We start from the raw sequence: 15,520 nt of genomic DNA, 5'->3' as shown, positions 1-15,520 counted from the left end.
AGTAATGACAATGAGCGAAGTAAATAATCCATTAGGCCTAATGGGCATTGAATTCACTGAATACGCAACACCTGATGCAGATTACATGGACAAAGTGTTTACTGATTTTGGCTTTTCAAAGCTAAAAAAATTCAAAGGTAAAGACATTGTTTACTACAACCAACATGACATTCATTTCTTACTAAATAATGAGCGTGATGGTTTCTCTGCTGAATTTGCTAAAAGCCACGGTCCAGCAATCTGTTCTATGGGTTGGCGTGTAGAAAATGCGCAAAAAGCATTCGATGTTGCTGTTGAGCGCGGTGCAAAACCTGCGACAGACTCAACACACAAAGATTTACCTTACCCAGCTATCTACGGTATCGGCGACAGCTTAATCTATTTCATCGAGCAATTTGGTGACAAAGGTTCTATCTATGAGTCAGACTTCGAAGATTTAAGTGAGCAAAACATTGTTGAAGACAAAGGCTTCATCCGTATCGACCATTTAACCAATAACGTTTATAAAGGCACTATGGAAACATGGGCTAACTTCTACAAAGACGTATTTGGTTTTACTGAAGTACGTTACTTCGACATTAAAGGCCAAAAAACAGCGTTATTATCTTACGCACTTAAATCTCCATGCGGTACTTTCTCGATTCCAATCAACGAAGGCAAAGATAACAACAACAACCAAATCGATGAGTACTTAAATGAGTACAATGGTCCGGGTGTACAACATTTAGCATTCCTTACTAATGACCTAGTAAGCTCACTTGATAAGCTTGACCAATCAACGATTGCTACGCTTGATATCATCCCTGAGTACTACGATACAATTTTTGACCGTGTGCCTTGGGTTAAAGAAGACAAAGAGAAGATCCGTAAGCATCAAATTCTAGTAGATAGCCAAAGCGAAAATTGTTACCTACTACAAATCTTCTCGAAGAACCTATTTGGTCCAATCTTTATCGAGATGATCCAACGTGTAGATGACGGCGGTTTCGGTGAAGGTAACTTCCAAGCGCTTTTCGAATCAATCGAACGAGATCAAGAGCGTCGTGGTGTAATCTAAATCATCATTATGAATAAAAAGCAGCGTGTGGTTTGGCTATATTCACACGCTGCTTTTTGTCGTTTTAAATTCTGTTTTAAACTAACTGTTTAAATTGCGTTGATTGCCTCCATATAGATAACTAACACATCAGCGCGAACAAATAAGGAAAGAGTATGAGCCTAATTAACGAAACCCACGATATTAATCTAAAAAGCTGGGTTGCATCTGCTAACGAAGCGAACTGTGACTTCCCAATTCAAAACCTTCCTTTTGCAGAAGTACGTCGTAAAAATTCAGACGAAGCGTTCCGTGGCGCTGTAGCAATTGGTGATCAAGTTATCGATTTAGCGAAAGTAAACGACCTTGGTTTATTCTCAGGTGATGCACAAGTTGCCGTTAAAGCAGCGAGCCAAGCTACATTAAATGAATTTATGGGCCTTGGTCAGCAATATTGGTCAGCACTTCGTCTTGCGTTATCAAAAGCATTACGTGAAGGTGCCGGTGAGCAAGCGCAATTAAGCGAAGCACTTATTGCTCAAGCAGATATCGAATTTGCGCTGCCTTGTCGCATTGGTGATTACACTGACTTCTATACCTCTATTTACCACGCAACAGCAGTAGGCAGCCTATTCCGCCCTGATAACCCACTTTTACCTAACTACAAATGGGTACCAATTGGTTATCATGGCCGTTCATCGTCAATTGATGTATCAGGTCAAACGTTCCACCGTCCTAACGGTCAAACTAAAGCACCAGATGCTGAAGTACCGTCATTCGGCCCTTGTAAACGCCTAGACTATGAACTTGAATTAGGTATTTACCTTGGTAAAGGTAATGAATTAGGCGATGCAATTGCCATTGAGAATGCTGAAAACCACGTATTTGGTTTCTGTGTATTCAATGACTGGTCTGCACGTGACTTACAAGCATGGGAATACCAACCACTTGGTCCGTTCCTTGCGAAAAACTTCGCATCGACTGTATCTCCTTGGATTGTTACTACAGAAGCACTGGCGCCATTTAGAACAAACTGGACACGTGATGAAAATGACCCGCAACCAATGGACTATTTAGAGTCTTCTCATAACCGTGAGTTTGGTGCATTCGATATCAAAATGGATGTACAAATCGAAACTGAAAAGATGCGTGCAGCTGGCGAAGCGCCAACACAAGTATCTAAATCTAGCTTCAAACACTCTTACTGGACTGTGGCGCAAATGGTGACTCACCACACTGTAAATGGCTGTAACTTCCAACCTGGCGACATGTTAGGTTCTGGCACTCAATCAGGCCCAGAGCACGAAGAAGCAGGTTCATTGTTAGAGCTATCACGCGGCGGTAAAGAAAAAATCACCCTTGCTAATGGCGAGCAACGTACTTTCTTAGAAGATGGCGACAACGTAATCATGCGTGGTTGGTGTGAAAAAGACGGTTTTGCACGCATTGGTTTTGGTTCAGTTGAGGGTACAGTGCTACCTGCCAAATGAAAATAACTCGCTATTTTCATTTACAAAACAAGTATTAAGGGCATTATTTGCCCTTTTTTATTTGCCATTTCTTTCTTGAGTTACAATTTTTTTCTGGCTTTTTTAAATCAGATTGCTATCTTAACTCGGTTATTAGTTAAATTTTGTACGCCATGTTAGTTAAACTTAAGTCTTTTTACCGCACGATTTTTCCAGCTAGACAGCTGTTGATCCGTCAAAATGGCGAAGTAAAGCACTTAGTGTTAGCGCCTTGGTTACAATTAACAACACTTCTGGTCATTTTAACAGCTATTGCTTGGTTAAGTATTTCAACGCTCCAGATCATGTCACAAGCCGACCAAATCATCAGCATCGAACAAAACCAACTCAGCAAACAACAACAGTGGCAAAAACAACGCTACCAGCAACAAGCTGCCTATGAAAAACAATTAGAGCAGTTGGCTATTCTTGAGCAAAAACAAGCGTTATTGCAAAGCATGATTGAGTCGCTACCAGAATCAATGAACAAACCTGCACTACCAACTAATGCAGAGCCATTGCTTTTACCTGTTAAGGAACACTCTGAGGAATTTCATGCTCCTTTAGAAGGTGAACAGCAGCCAAAACAAGTTAAACGCTTAGAAAGTATTCCTGAACGCTTAGTGCGCCTTGATGCCGCTTATAACAACAGCTTTGTGGTATTGGATGAGCAAATAAAACTTCGCCATCAAGAAATCGTTGCCATATTAGAGGGTGCAGGCCTTGATAGCAGCCTTGCCAATGCCTCGGTACTAGAAAGTTCAGATACAGCTCAAGGTGGTCCACTCGATTTATTTGATGAATCAAAAATTCCTGCTGAATTTTTAGCGATTGCAGATAACTTATTAGCGTTAAATAACTTAGAAAATTTACTCAGTGAATTGCCACAAACGCTCCCTGCTGCCGATTACTACATTTCAAGCAGTTTTGGCCTTCGTAAAGACCCATTGAATGGTCGTCGTGCATTTCATAAAGGGGTTGATTTAGCTGGTTGGCATAAAACCGAAATTTTTGCGCCCGCTAATGGTACGGTTCTTCGTGCTGGTCGTAATGGTGGTTATGGTAATTTTATCGAACTACAACACAAAAATGGTTTCATCACTCGCTTTGGCCACCTAAATAAAATTAAAGTAAAAAAAGGCCAAACGGTAACAAAAGATGATGTCATTGGCTTAATGGGAAGTACTGGCCGTAGCACCAGTACGCACTTACATTACGAAGTTTTAGTGAATGGCAAACATGTCAATCCAGTTAAAATAACAAAGGCCCTTTCTCGTGTTCGGTAGAAAAAAGCAACCAGCAGCTAGCTCGTCTGGCTCATCTTTAAAAAGAACCAACCATACTCCTTCAATTATTTCTGAAGACGTCCGTTTAACTGGTAGCCTTACTTGCCAAGGTGAAGTCCAACTTGATGGTCGGGTCGATGGTGATTTACATGTTAAACACCTAGTGATTGGTCATACTGGTGTGATTGAAGGCGTGATTGAGGCTGATAGTGTAACTGTCAAAGGTAAAATCTTCGGAACACTCATCGCCAATCAAGTGGTAATTGAAAGCACCGCAGAAGTCCATGGTGACGTATTTCATGACACCCTTAGCATTGAAGCGGGAGCAATCATTGAAGGCAGCTTAAAACATCGTCATGAAGAAGATAATGTGGCGCCTATTAAGCCTGAAGAACAAACCAGTTCATCATTACTCCCCGATGATGACAACGACTTGTCGTTTGTAAACAAACAAGCCGCTGATAAGTCTTAACGTTTTTTAGCAGTTACATACATTGTGATATCTGCTGTAAACACCAATTCATCGCGGCTGTTAAAAACCTTCACCGGTACTAACAAATCTTGCTTTTCTAACCACTCACTCGGTACTTCTATATCTGCAACTGCACGCATGTCTGTGTCAATTTTTGCTATATAATTCACTGTCATGCCTTTTGGGATCCAGCGGTGTGTTTTTGCCGGCACCGTCGCATCGACCATTAAACCTGCGCACAACTCAGCTATATTACACTGGGCAATAGCATGGATAGTACCAATGTGATTATGGATTGCTCGGCGGTTTTTAACGGTTGCACTGCAATGCCCTGCTGTTAAACCTGTGATCAATGGCTTTATTGAGCCGAAATAAGGAGCTTTAAAACAGACAGCTTTACTAAACAACCAATTACCTTTTGGCAGTGACTGACATTGAGTCCAGATTTTTAATAATGATGATTGTGAGCTCAAGACGATTATCCATTATTTTTTTGATGTGAGATGGAAATTAACACATCAGACCAGATAGCGAAATGGAAAATTTTTGTTAGCAGTTTTGATGATTACATATTTAGCTAAGTGAATGCTTTTCTTTTCCTTTAGGGGCACATAAAATACCGTTTTAAAGGAGAGCGAATGCAGTCACGCCAGCACAAAAACCTCAGTTTATTATTTATCCTCGGCCTTCTGGTTGTTTTTTGCCCATTAGGTATTGATATTTATCTTCCAGCATTTCCTACTATCGCTGAACAATTGAATGCGTCAGAAAAGCAACTTCAGCAAACCGTGGCTATTTTTTTGCTTACAGTCGGTCTTGGGCAGCTTATTGCGGGACCACTTGCAGATAAATTTGGCCGTAAACCTGTTGCGATTAGCGGTGTTACGATTTATGGGCTAGCTGCATTCTGGGCATATTTGGCGCCAGACTTTACCACCTTAATGATAGCAAGAGCATTACAAGGCTTAGGAGCATGCGCAACTTTTGTCGTCGCTTTTGCAATAGTTAGAGACAAATTTGGTAGTGAGCGTAGCGGACAAATCATTACTTACTTAAATGGCATTGTCTGCTTTATTCCTGCCCTTGCGCCTATTCTTGGTGCTTGGTTAACCGTACAATTTGGTTGGCGCATGAACTTTTTATTCATGGTCAGTTTTGCACTTGTTGGCCTATTTATAGTTTTGTTTCTCTATAAAGAAACCCGCCCTAAAGACAGTGTTTACAGTGGTCATATTCTCGACTTAAGGCGCTTTATACCTATTATCTCCACACCACTCTTTCTATTTCATAGCTTAATTTGTTTAGTGACTATGTCCGCTATTTTAGTCTTTGTAACCCTTGCTCCGGGTTGGATAATCACAGAGCTTGGTGGCAGTGTCACCGACTTTACTTTTTGGTTTACCTGTAATGCCGCCCTGAGCATTTTTGCAAGCTTCGTCATGCCCATATATATAAAGCGCCAGCCCAAACGAGCCTTAAAAGCAGGACTTATGTTGTTAGTATTGTCAGGCTGCATAATGCTGGCTTTTAGTCAGCAAAATTCAGTTTTAGCTTTAATGTTTCCTATGTTCTTGGCAGCTTTTGGTTATGCCTTAACACTTGGCTCATCGGCAGGTCGTGCATTGAGTATGTTTCCTAAACAAGCAGGCACAGCTTCTGCACTTATCGGCTTGATGCAAATGAGTGGCGCAAGTTTATTAGTGTTTATAACGCAATTTTTAAATTTAACGACACCTGTATTAATTGGCGTACATTTTTTGATGCTCACTCCTTTTACTTACTTATTACTTAAACATAAGCGCTTGTCATAAAAAAGTTTTACCATACTTTTAGCTAATATGGGTAAATGAGAATCGTTATACTTCATTTGCCCATTTAGCCATCCTTTTATATCTCACAGTTATAAAAATCACCTTTCTAGAATAATTTGTTCCGTTTTTGCGGATTATTTTTCTTGTACCCAACCGAAGATTAAACTATTGCTTACCCACGTTAACAATTGGTTAACTAAATGACATGTTTGGGATACGAATTATGAAAAAGAATAAATTAGCATTAGCACTGATCATCAGTGGACTATGTGCAGCAGGAACTGCAAACGCAGCAAATGACCGTTACATCATCCAAGTAGACAACAATAAAAAAGGCGTAGTCAAAGCACTCGCTAAAAAGCTCGGTGGTGATATTAAAGTTGATGGTAATGGCTTCATTGCAGCGCAATTCTCAGGTCATGACCTAGCGAGCGTGAAAGGCTTATTAAACAACCCTCACATCAAACTGATTGAAGAAGACCAAAAACGTGTGCCAATGGCGCTTTATAACGATGACGCGGGTAATGCTATGCAGCAGCAGCTGACCCCTTACGCAGTTTACCAATCACAAGCAGACCAAGTTACTTTTGATGCAAATGCTGGCATGAAAGTGTGTGTAATTGACTCAGGTCTAGATGCTTCGAATCCTGATTTCATTTGGGGTAATATTACTGGTGACAACGACAGTGGTACTGGTAACTGGTTCGATAATGGTGGTCCTCATGGTACTCACGTCGCCGGAACAATTGGCGCAGCAGATAATAATGTAGGTGTGGTTGGTATGGCACCTGGCGTTGCAATGCACATCATCAAAGTATTTAATGCTGAAGGCTGGGGTTACTCTTCAGATTTAGCACACGCAGCGGACTTATGCTCTCAAGCAGGTGCAAATATTATTAGCATGAGCCTAGGTGGTGGTGGTTCAAATAGCACCGAGTCTAATGCGTTTGCTAACTTCACAAGTGCAGGCGGCTTAGTCGTTGCTGCGGCAGGTAATGATGGTAATAACGTACGTTCATACCCTGCAGGCTATCCATCAGTAATGATGGTAGGTGCAAATGATGCGAACAACCAAATTGCAGATTTCTCGCAATTCCCTAGCTGTACGTCTGGTCGTGGTAAACGCGCTACTACAGATGAAACTATCTGTGTTGAAGTAACAGCAGGTGGTGTTGATACTCTTTCTACTTACCCTGCAGGTATGGCCACTTCGGCTAGCTTAGCAGCAGATGGTGCGGGCTTTGCAACTTCATCAATGGAGAACTCAGGAAATGCATCAGGCACGGCTTATTACATGGGTACTGCTGAAAGTGTAGATTCTGGCGCAGCTGGCAAAATCTGTATGATTGACCGCGGAAATATCTCGTTCTATGACAAAGTGAATAACTGTGAAAACTCAGGTGGTATCGGCGCTGTTATCATTAATAACGAAGCAGGCATGTTATACGCTACATTAGGCGATACTAACGATACAACAATTCCTGCTGTAGGTGCAGCACTTGAAGACCGTTCAGCACTTCTTTCAAGTACAACAATTGATATCGCAATTGGTACCAGTGATTATGGTTTCATGAGCGGTACATCAATGGCGACGCCTGCTGTATCTGGTATTGCAGCACTAGTTTGGTCAAACCATCCTGAGTGTACTGGGACAGAAATTCGTGATGCCTTAAAAGCGACAGCACAAGACCAAGGCGCTTCTGGTCACGATGTTTACTTCGGTCACGGTATTGTTAAAGCAGCTGATGCAGATGCATACCTAATGGCAAATGGCTGTGCAGGTGGCAATAATGGCGGCGGCACAACTCCTGGTAGCGATGATATTAGCCTTTCTACGTCAGGTTATAAATCAAAAGGCACTGCGTATGTTGATTTAAGCTGGAATGGCGCAGCAACAAGCACAGTTGATGTATACCGTAATGGTAGCAAGGTAGGCTCAGTGGCAAACACTAACAGCTATACTGACACTATCACATCGAAAGGCGGTGGTACTTACACTTACCAAGTATGTGAAGCACAAAGCACAACTGTTTGTTCAAACAATAGCTCAGTGACGTTCTAATACTTTCCCCAACCCAAATCAGCGGGCATTGATTGCCCGCTTTTTCTTTTTCTAAAAGCTTGTTAAGATCAAATACCTAGCTTTTTAACTTTGTGCCAATGATCAATCCAGAATCGTTACTGTCGTTTTTAGGCGCCAGTTTTTTAATTGCCGTAGCTCCCGGCCCTTCTAATGCATTTTTAATGGCGCAAACCTTTGCAAATGGCCGTAAAGCCGGAATGCAAAGTGCCTTTGGTTTTGCCTTAGGTGGTGTGGTGCATACTATTTTGGCAGTAGTAGGTTTAACGGCAATTTTAAAAGCATCCACGGTAGCATATACCACAGTTCAGTATTTAGGCGCGGCCTACCTTTGCTACCTAGGTATAATGACCTTAAAGGATACCTTCACAGGGCCTGAACCAGACTGCAGCGAAAAGCCTCATGTTAGCACCAGTAAAAAACAAAATGTGATGTTTCAAGCCATGATGACCGAGGTACTCAATCCGAAAGTTGCCTTATTCTTTATTGCTTTTATTCCTCAGTTCGTCGATCCGAGCTTGTCTTCAACGACATTTCAACTCGCTTTCTTTGGATTACTCTACCCGCTTTTTGCTTTTCCAATCGACTGCACGTATATTTATTTCGGCGATAAGATAGCCAGTTATTTTCGTGAACATCCACAAGCCCAAATTTGGATTGATCGGATCACGGGACTAGTTTTTATTGCGTTAGCAATTAACCTATTGATATAAGAGCACTTATGGAACAAAAACAACAAGCTTTACCCGCCAAAAAGAATATTGCCCTCGTAGCCCATGATGGCAAAAAAGCAGCCCTTCAGGCATGGTGTGAAAAGCACCTGGATATTTTAAGTAAGCACACGCTATACGGTACAGGAACAACGGGTCATTTAATCGAGCGCACAACAGGGCTTGAAGTGATAAAGCTATTAAGTGGTCCTATGGGTGGCGATCAACAATTAGGTGCTAAAATTGCTGAACATGAGGTGCATGTGTTAGTTTTTTTCTGGGATCCACTTGCATCGCAGCCCCACGACCCTGATGTAAAAGCATTACTTCGTTTAGCTGCGGTTTGGAATATTCCTGTTGCCTGTAATGAAGTTAGTGCCGATATGCTATTAAGCTCCCCTATGATGGAGACAGAGCTTTGCCGCACGTTGCCAGATTACGAAAAATACCTCGCAACGCGCCAAGTGACTCTTTAATTATTAAAGTTGTATACCTAAGTGGGGCGATTAGCTATAAAGCTTGTGCGCCCACTTAGTTAAACCTGCAGTAACACTACCAAAGTGATCCCCGTTCAGCATATTAATATCACCTAAATGTGATTTTAACGCAGCCTTGATCAGCGGTGATTGCGCACTACCACCCGTTAAGTAAATTACATCCGGTGTTGTGCCTGCCTCTTGAATCGCTTGTTTAGCTAAGCTCACTATCTGGCTTATTGAGTCATCAACAGCTAAAGCTAAGTCTTTTAGCGTTAAGCATTGCATTAAATCTGAATCTAAGAAACGCAAGTCTGTGGTAAATTCGTTCGCTGACGAGAGTGCAATTTTTGCCGCTTCGCCTTGCTGCACTAATTGATGACCCTGCTTATTTTGCTGCAATTGAATTAAGCGTTTAAAAAGCGCTGGCTCTTTAACTTCACGAACTTGAGTCAATAACTCACGATGATGGGCATCGCTATAAAACTGGCTTTGCAGGTTTACATCATTGATTTTACACGCTTGCCAAAACGGTTGGTTCGGCAGCGGAAGACCCGATTTAAACTCAGTACCTAAACCTAATAATGGCATTAAACCATGAAAGCTCAGGGCAATATCTAAATCATTTCCACCCACACGCTTGCCACTGTGGGCTAAAAAATCATTATCACGACACTGCTTTTCACGGAAGCTCGGCCCCATTTGTACGAATGAACAATCACTGGTACCCCCGCCAATATCTACAACCAATACTTTTTGGTCTTGCTGTAATGAAGTTTCATAATCAATCCCTGCCGCTAGCGGCTCATATAAAAACGACACCTCTTTAAAGCCTGCGCGCTTTGCTGCTCGTTCTAAAATTCCCAGTGCTTGCTGATTAGATTCTTCACCACCAACTGATTGAAAGTTTACCGGTCGTCCGATTACCGTTTCTGTTAATGACTCTTGCAGTGACTGCTCTGCACGCTGCTTAATTTTTAAGATCATCGCCGTAGCAATGTCTTCAAAGAAGTTTATTTGACCTTGCTTTAAGCCCACAGCACCAAAGAATGATTTAGGTGATTTTACAAAGTAACCTTCTTCAGGAAATTGCACATACTCGCTAATTGCTTCACGACCGATGAATAAGGTCTCATCACCAGCTTGAATATCTAAATCTGATTTAATGCGAGGAATGGTATTTAAAAGCGCATTGCGCTCAGTTTTAAAGTCATGCTCAAATGGGCTACCAGTGAGGTGCTTTGCCACAAAATCGACAACTAAAGCACTGTGATGAGTATAAAGTGTTGAGGGTAAATACTGCTTACCTTGTTCAAGCGGCACTAATGACACTTGTTGCTCGTTATCCATTACACCGATTGCACAATTTGAGCTACCGTAATCAAAGCCTGCAAACATTCTAGCACCTATACATCAATAAAAAGGCCGCGAAATTTACCATAGTCGCAGCCATTTTTGAATGACGCTAAGGTGTTTCATGTAAAAAGCTTGCAAATCGTGGCAAACCATTTTTAGTAAAACCATGATATTTATAGGTAATGGTACTACCTATGGCTGGCGGTGACTTTCTTTGCTGATCAGAAAACCCCGAGCCAATTTTAAATTCAGTACCATCACTGTTGCGCACCTTGAGTGCGCCAAGCATATTTTTATACTTACCTTTTCCTGCAACATAACCGATTACAACCGCTTCAGCGTCAAAATAGGGTTTTAACTTTAACAATGCATCACTGCGTCCCGCACTATGCTTAGCAGCCGCTAGATGCAGCATCACGCCCTCAGCACCTTGCGCTATTAGCTCATCCATAAACAAACTAAGTTGCTTGTTATCGTTAAAGTGCGTTTGCTCCACTGCTTTAATATGTTCACTTTGCAGCTGATTTACTAACCGCGAGTAGTCCTCAAAGCGCTGACTAAATGGTTTTGTCGCATCAGGCATATCAAATATCATATAGCTTACTGTTTGCCATTCAGTATCAATAGGAATGGCTTTTCGAACGATACCTCTCAAAGTGGCAAAATCTTGGCGCTTAGTCCAAAGTTCTCCATCAAGCCAAACCCTAGGAAGTGGCTCAGTAAACCAGTCAGGGGCATAAATTGGGTTACCGTTTCGGGTTACTAATTGACTCCCTGTCCAAATAGCTCGAATGCCATCATATTTTTCACTAACTAAATACTCGCTTACATTGACCCTGTCAGCTTCATAGACGTTTGCTAAAAGTACTGAAGGGGCTTGTTGAGCTTCGACCGAGAGGCTTAATAATAAAGTGATTGCGCACATCAGCGCACGAGTGATCATAACCATCATTGCTTCCTTGCAAATTTGTAAGTTTTAAGTAGCTTTCACGACTTAATAAATGCTGCTTAGTAATAGCCGTTTAATTATAGGTTAGTTTGTAGCCATTTGAAAAATTCGCCCAAATCAGCAAACACCCCCGCCGCTTTACTAAAGTCATGTTCTAAAGTGAAATGATTCGGCACCGCATACACAGCAACAGCGGCATTACTTGCGGCGGTGACACCGGTAAAGGTATCTTCGACTGCAACGGCTTCATTAGCGGTTATATTTAACGTATCAAGTGCCAATTGGTATGGGTCACCAGATGGTTTAGGATTGTTAACATCATCTTTGGTAACCACACAATCAAACCAATCAAAAATACCATAGCCTTTTAAAATAGGATAGGCTTCATCTTTTGCACTGCCTGTTACTAATGCCATTTTTAAACCACTGGCTTTTACTTGCTCAAGCACTGCTTTTGCATGAGGCATATAGGCGGGTAAATTAGTACTAACAAAGCGCCCAAATGCAGCATATTTATCATCGGTTAGCTGCTGCGGAGTGATACTAAGCCCATAATTTTCAACAACTTCCTTTGCAGCTTCAAGAGTTGGTCTACCAGAAAAGCGCTGACAAAACGTGGCCTCATCATACTGCACGCCAAAAGGGGCTAGTAAATCATTCCAAATATTAAAATGCACACTTTCAGAGTCGACAAGTGTGCCATCCATATCAAACAATACTGCTTTTAAAGTCATCCTCATTCCTTTTACAGTCTAAAAAATAAAAGGTGCCATTTGGCACCTTCGATAAATATAATTTGTTACTCAGTTAAACCCGCAGGTGGCTCAGCAAACGCTTCTTCGCCTGTTTCTACATCAACCAGCTCGTAACCGCGTTGTTTTCTTACCACTTTTAATACTGGCTTAGAAAACGCTGTTTTTAAACGATCAGCGTCTGCTTCAAGTTCTTCGACTGTATTACCAAATGGCGCTGCACCGGTTTCTGACCAGTTAGTCACTTTGCCATTTAAGTTATATTCAACTTCATGTATTTGATATTGTGCCGCTTCATCTTTTGTTGCTTCACAAAAAATTACACGGTAGTTCCAAAATCCAGCCATACTTCTTCTCTTTCTCAAAATTTAATGCTGCCACTTTAGCAGTTACAAACACGATTATAAACGAAAAAACCCGCTATACAGCGGGTTTTGATAGGACTTATTCTTTCAGCTTAGAAGAAGCTTACTTTGAACTCAGCACCGATGTAACGCTCTTCGTTCACCATTGCTGTGTTGTTATTGAAATCGATAGCGCCGATTGATTGTTGCTCGTCGAACATGTTACGAACGAATGCTGATACTTCATATTCGTTGTCGCCTTCAGCCCAAGCGTAACCGGCACGTAAACCAACTTCAGTTAATGGCTTACCTTCAAATTCAACTGACTCGTATAAGAAGTAATTGATTTCGCTACGGTAAGACACGTCAGCGTATGTGAAGAATTCACCGTCAGCTACTTCGCGGCTATAACGTAATGTTAGGTTAGAGATCCACTCAGGTGCGTGCGGTAAACTATTACCATCAAGAATAGCTTGACCTGCGCTGTTTAAAGAATTTGTAACAGTACACTGAGCACACACGTCAACGGCTAAGTCTTTATCGTCAAGCTCAGTATTGTTGTAGCTTAAGTTAAATGTTGCGTTTAGGTTGTCAGTTAATACCCACTCAGTGTCTAACTCAAAACCGTAACCAGTTGTCTTATCAGCATTAACTAAACGGTTGAAGTTTGCACCACCACCTACAGCTGTTAATTGTTGGTCATCCATTGTGTAATAGAACACTGTGGCATTTACACGACCTTGGCCGTCAAGAACGTCTGATTTGATACCTGTCTCGAAAGACGTCACAGTTTCAGACTCAGCAACAGTTACTTCATCACCGAATAAGATACGACCCTGAATACTTGGTGCACGGAAGCTGTTCGCAACACGTGCGTACCAGTTTACGTCGTCGTTGATCTTATAGTTAGCAGATAGATCCCAGCTAACGTGATCGTCACTTGGGTTTTCTGAAAGGAAAAGCGCACCGCCACCAGCAGGGCTTAAAGTACGGTTCGCAGAGAATTCTTTCTCGTCATCTGAGTAACGAAGACCCGCAGTGATTTTTAGATCATCAGTGATTGTGTAATCTAATGAGCCGAATACCGCCCATGCTTTGGTATCTTGTTGCTGGATAACATAGCCGTTTAACTCACCTGGCGTTGAACCATAAGTGTCGTAGCTGAAGTTTTCGATCGTTAGCGCTTCATCAAAGTAGAATACACCTACTTGGAAATTTACGTCGCCAGCATAGTTGCTAGATAAACGAAGTTCTTGCGTGTACTGGTCTTGATCTGGAATACCGTCAGCACTTTCAGAATAGAATGGAATAAAACCAGGACCCATATCTGGTAAGTAGCTAGCACCGTAACCGCCGTCGATATCAGCGCGAGAATAGATTTCAGCACTTTCCCATGCAGAGATTGACGTAAGTGTTAAATCGTTGATATCCCACTCAAGCTTTAAGCTTGCACCTTGAGATTCAACTTGCTGAGTCGCACGAGAAGCAGCATCGTGGTAAACCACGTCGTGCTCAAAATTATCTACTAAATCGTTAGTACCAGCTTTGATAGCATTACCACGGAATGCGATTGGCGTACCATCCATATCACGTACATGGTAATTGAAAAGACCAGTGAAGTCGTCGCCTTCATATAAGAATTGAACACGTGCCGCTTTCTCAGTGTAACCACCTAATACGTCATCTTGTTCAAAACCTGGTGCACGATTATCAATATAATCATCTTTTTCTTGCCAAAGAACAGAAACACGTGTTGATAAACGATCTGTTAAGCCACCGCCAACAGCACCTTCAAAATCAACTGCGCCACGGCTACCGTAAGATACTGAGCCATAGCCTTCAAATTCTTGTGATGGTTTAACTGTATCAAATTTAACAAGACCAGCCGGTGTATTACGGCCGAATAAAGTACCTTGTGGGCCACGAAGAACTTCTACGCGTGCTACGTCAAATACAGGGAAACCTTTTAAGATAGCGTTCTCTTGAACTACTTCATCTACCACTAAAGAAACAGGTTGTGAAGCATTTAGGTCAAAGTCAGTATTACCTAGACCACGAACATAAAAGCGTGGGAATGAACGACCAAACGAAGATTCAATTGATAAGCTTGGGATCTTCGCGTTCATGAAACGAATATCCATACCAGCTGAGCTGTATGCATCTAAGCTGTCACCTTGTAAAGCAGATACAGCTACAGGTACTTCCTGTGCGTTTTCTACACGTTTACGAGCGGTGATTTGAATAACTTCTAATTGATTGTTTTTTGCTGCTGAGGCTTCGTCTGCAGCAAGAGTTGAAAATGAAGTACCTGCTACGGCAGAGAACAACGTTGCATTGATAAGTGTTGCTAACGTAGATCTTTTCATTGCTTTCATGTCGGGTTTTAACCTTTTTTATGCACTCTTATTCAACGGTGATGATGTTGCGTCAATTCATTTGACGGGCTCGGCCAATTTTTCGCGCCTTGTAATAAGCTGCGCGGACCTCTTAATCGAGAGTGCAAAACGAAGTAAAGAGGCTGAACGAACGCTGACGATTATAACACTTTATGACACTTTTACTGCATTAAAAATTATAAATATACAATTATTTTACAACAATTAGCGGCAACATCGCCGCATTTAGAAGATTTTATGCAATTATTTTTGATTAAAGCGGACATATGTCCTGTCCATCTAATCACGACAATGTGTAGACATCATGCACAAATGAGAGCCACTTTCATTTACCCCTTTTTTAG

Annotated in this window: 14 protein-coding genes; 8 read left to right on the top strand and 6 right to left on the bottom strand. The window is 41.7% G+C overall.

The annotated features are described in order from the left end of the window. Window positions 1-10 precede the first annotated feature (10 nt). The 4 genes from hppD (at window position 11) to J8Z25_RS05760 (ending at window position 4,302) form a co-directional block, all read left to right on the top strand. Window positions 11-1,057 carry a 4-hydroxyphenylpyruvate dioxygenase gene (gene hppD / locus J8Z25_RS05775; protein WP_130051950.1) on the top strand — a complete coding sequence of 349 codons (1,047 nt, stop codon included), beginning with the start codon at window positions 11-13 and terminating at the stop codon, window positions 1,055-1,057. A 155-nt stretch (window positions 1,058-1,212) separates the two neighbouring features. Next, a complete protein-coding gene (gene fahA / locus J8Z25_RS05770; RefSeq protein WP_250661814.1) occupies window positions 1,213-2,526 on the top strand; it encodes a fumarylacetoacetase in 1,314 nt (437 codons plus the stop codon). A gap of 152 nt (window positions 2,527-2,678) precedes the next feature. After that, window positions 2,679-3,830: a M23 family metallopeptidase gene (locus J8Z25_RS05765; protein WP_250661813.1), complete on the top strand. Its 1,152-nt coding sequence runs from the start codon at window positions 2,679-2,681 to the stop codon at window positions 3,828-3,830. Then, window positions 3,820-4,302 carry a bactofilin family protein gene (locus tag J8Z25_RS05760; RefSeq protein ID WP_178926749.1) on the top strand — a complete coding sequence of 161 codons (483 nt, stop codon included), beginning with the start codon at window positions 3,820-3,822 and terminating at the stop codon, window positions 4,300-4,302. The genes J8Z25_RS05765 and J8Z25_RS05760 overlap by 11 nt, the downstream gene beginning before the upstream one ends. Here the strand turns inward: J8Z25_RS05760 and J8Z25_RS05755 are convergent. After that, a complete protein-coding gene (locus J8Z25_RS05755) occupies window positions 4,299-4,775 on the bottom strand; it encodes a hotdog fold domain-containing protein (protein WP_239977304.1) in 477 nt (158 codons plus the stop codon). The genes J8Z25_RS05760 and J8Z25_RS05755 overlap by 4 nt on opposite strands. A 165-nt stretch (window positions 4,776-4,940) precedes the next feature. Between J8Z25_RS05755 and J8Z25_RS05750 the strand changes: the two genes are divergently transcribed. The 4 genes from J8Z25_RS05750 (at window position 4,941) to J8Z25_RS05735 (ending at window position 9,379) form a co-directional block, all read left to right on the top strand. Continuing rightward, on the top strand, window positions 4,941-6,113 hold the full coding sequence (locus tag J8Z25_RS05750) for a multidrug effflux MFS transporter (RefSeq protein ID WP_167658455.1): 1,173 nt from the start codon (window positions 4,941-4,943) through the stop codon (window positions 6,111-6,113). Window positions 6,114-6,336: 223 nt separating this feature from the next. Beyond that, entirely contained in the window at window positions 6,337-8,175 is a 1,839-nt protein-coding gene (locus J8Z25_RS05745; RefSeq protein ID WP_130051956.1) for a S8 family serine peptidase, read from the top strand. Between the two features lie 98 nt (window positions 8,176-8,273). Then, window positions 8,274-8,906 carry a LysE family translocator gene (locus tag J8Z25_RS05740; RefSeq protein WP_130051957.1) on the top strand — a complete coding sequence of 211 codons (633 nt, stop codon included), beginning with the start codon at window positions 8,274-8,276 and terminating at the stop codon, window positions 8,904-8,906. Window positions 8,907-8,914: 8 nt separating this feature from the next. Next, a complete protein-coding gene (locus J8Z25_RS05735; protein WP_130051958.1) occupies window positions 8,915-9,379 on the top strand; it encodes a methylglyoxal synthase in 465 nt (154 codons plus the stop codon). Window positions 9,380-9,409: 30 nt separating this feature from the next. Here J8Z25_RS05735 and yegD read toward each other — a convergent pair whose 3' ends face one another. The 5 genes from yegD to J8Z25_RS05710 form a co-directional block, all read right to left on the bottom strand. Further along, window positions 9,410-10,777: a molecular chaperone gene (gene yegD, locus J8Z25_RS05730; RefSeq protein WP_130051959.1), complete on the bottom strand. Its 1,368-nt coding sequence runs from the start codon at window positions 10,775-10,777 to the stop codon at window positions 9,410-9,412. 67 nt (window positions 10,778-10,844) lie between these two features. Then, window positions 10,845-11,684 carry a DNA ligase gene (locus J8Z25_RS05725; protein WP_250662018.1) on the bottom strand — a complete coding sequence of 280 codons (840 nt, stop codon included), beginning with the start codon at window positions 11,682-11,684 and terminating at the stop codon, window positions 10,845-10,847. 77 nt (window positions 11,685-11,761) lie between these two features. After that, complete coding sequence (locus J8Z25_RS05720) at window positions 11,762-12,418, bottom strand: HAD family hydrolase (protein WP_130051960.1); 657 nt, start codon at window positions 12,416-12,418, stop codon at window positions 11,762-11,764. A 65-nt stretch (window positions 12,419-12,483) separates the two neighbouring features. Next, on the bottom strand, window positions 12,484-12,783 hold the full coding sequence (locus tag J8Z25_RS05715; protein WP_054561952.1) for a hypothetical protein: 300 nt from the start codon (window positions 12,781-12,783) through the stop codon (window positions 12,484-12,486). A 110-nt stretch (window positions 12,784-12,893) separates the two neighbouring features. Next, window positions 12,894-15,155, bottom strand: a complete 2,262-nt coding sequence (locus J8Z25_RS05710) for a TonB-dependent receptor (RefSeq protein WP_250661812.1) — start codon at window positions 15,153-15,155, stop codon at window positions 12,894-12,896. Window positions 15,156-15,520 lie beyond the last annotated feature (365 nt).

Source organism: Pseudoalteromonas sp. SCSIO 43101 (assembly GCF_023650775.1).
Classification (GTDB): Bacteria; Pseudomonadota; Gammaproteobacteria; order Enterobacterales; family Alteromonadaceae; genus Pseudoalteromonas; species Pseudoalteromonas apostichopi.
The sequence above is the reverse complement of the archived record's forward strand: the minus strand, read 5'-3'. Positions and strand labels throughout refer to the sequence as shown.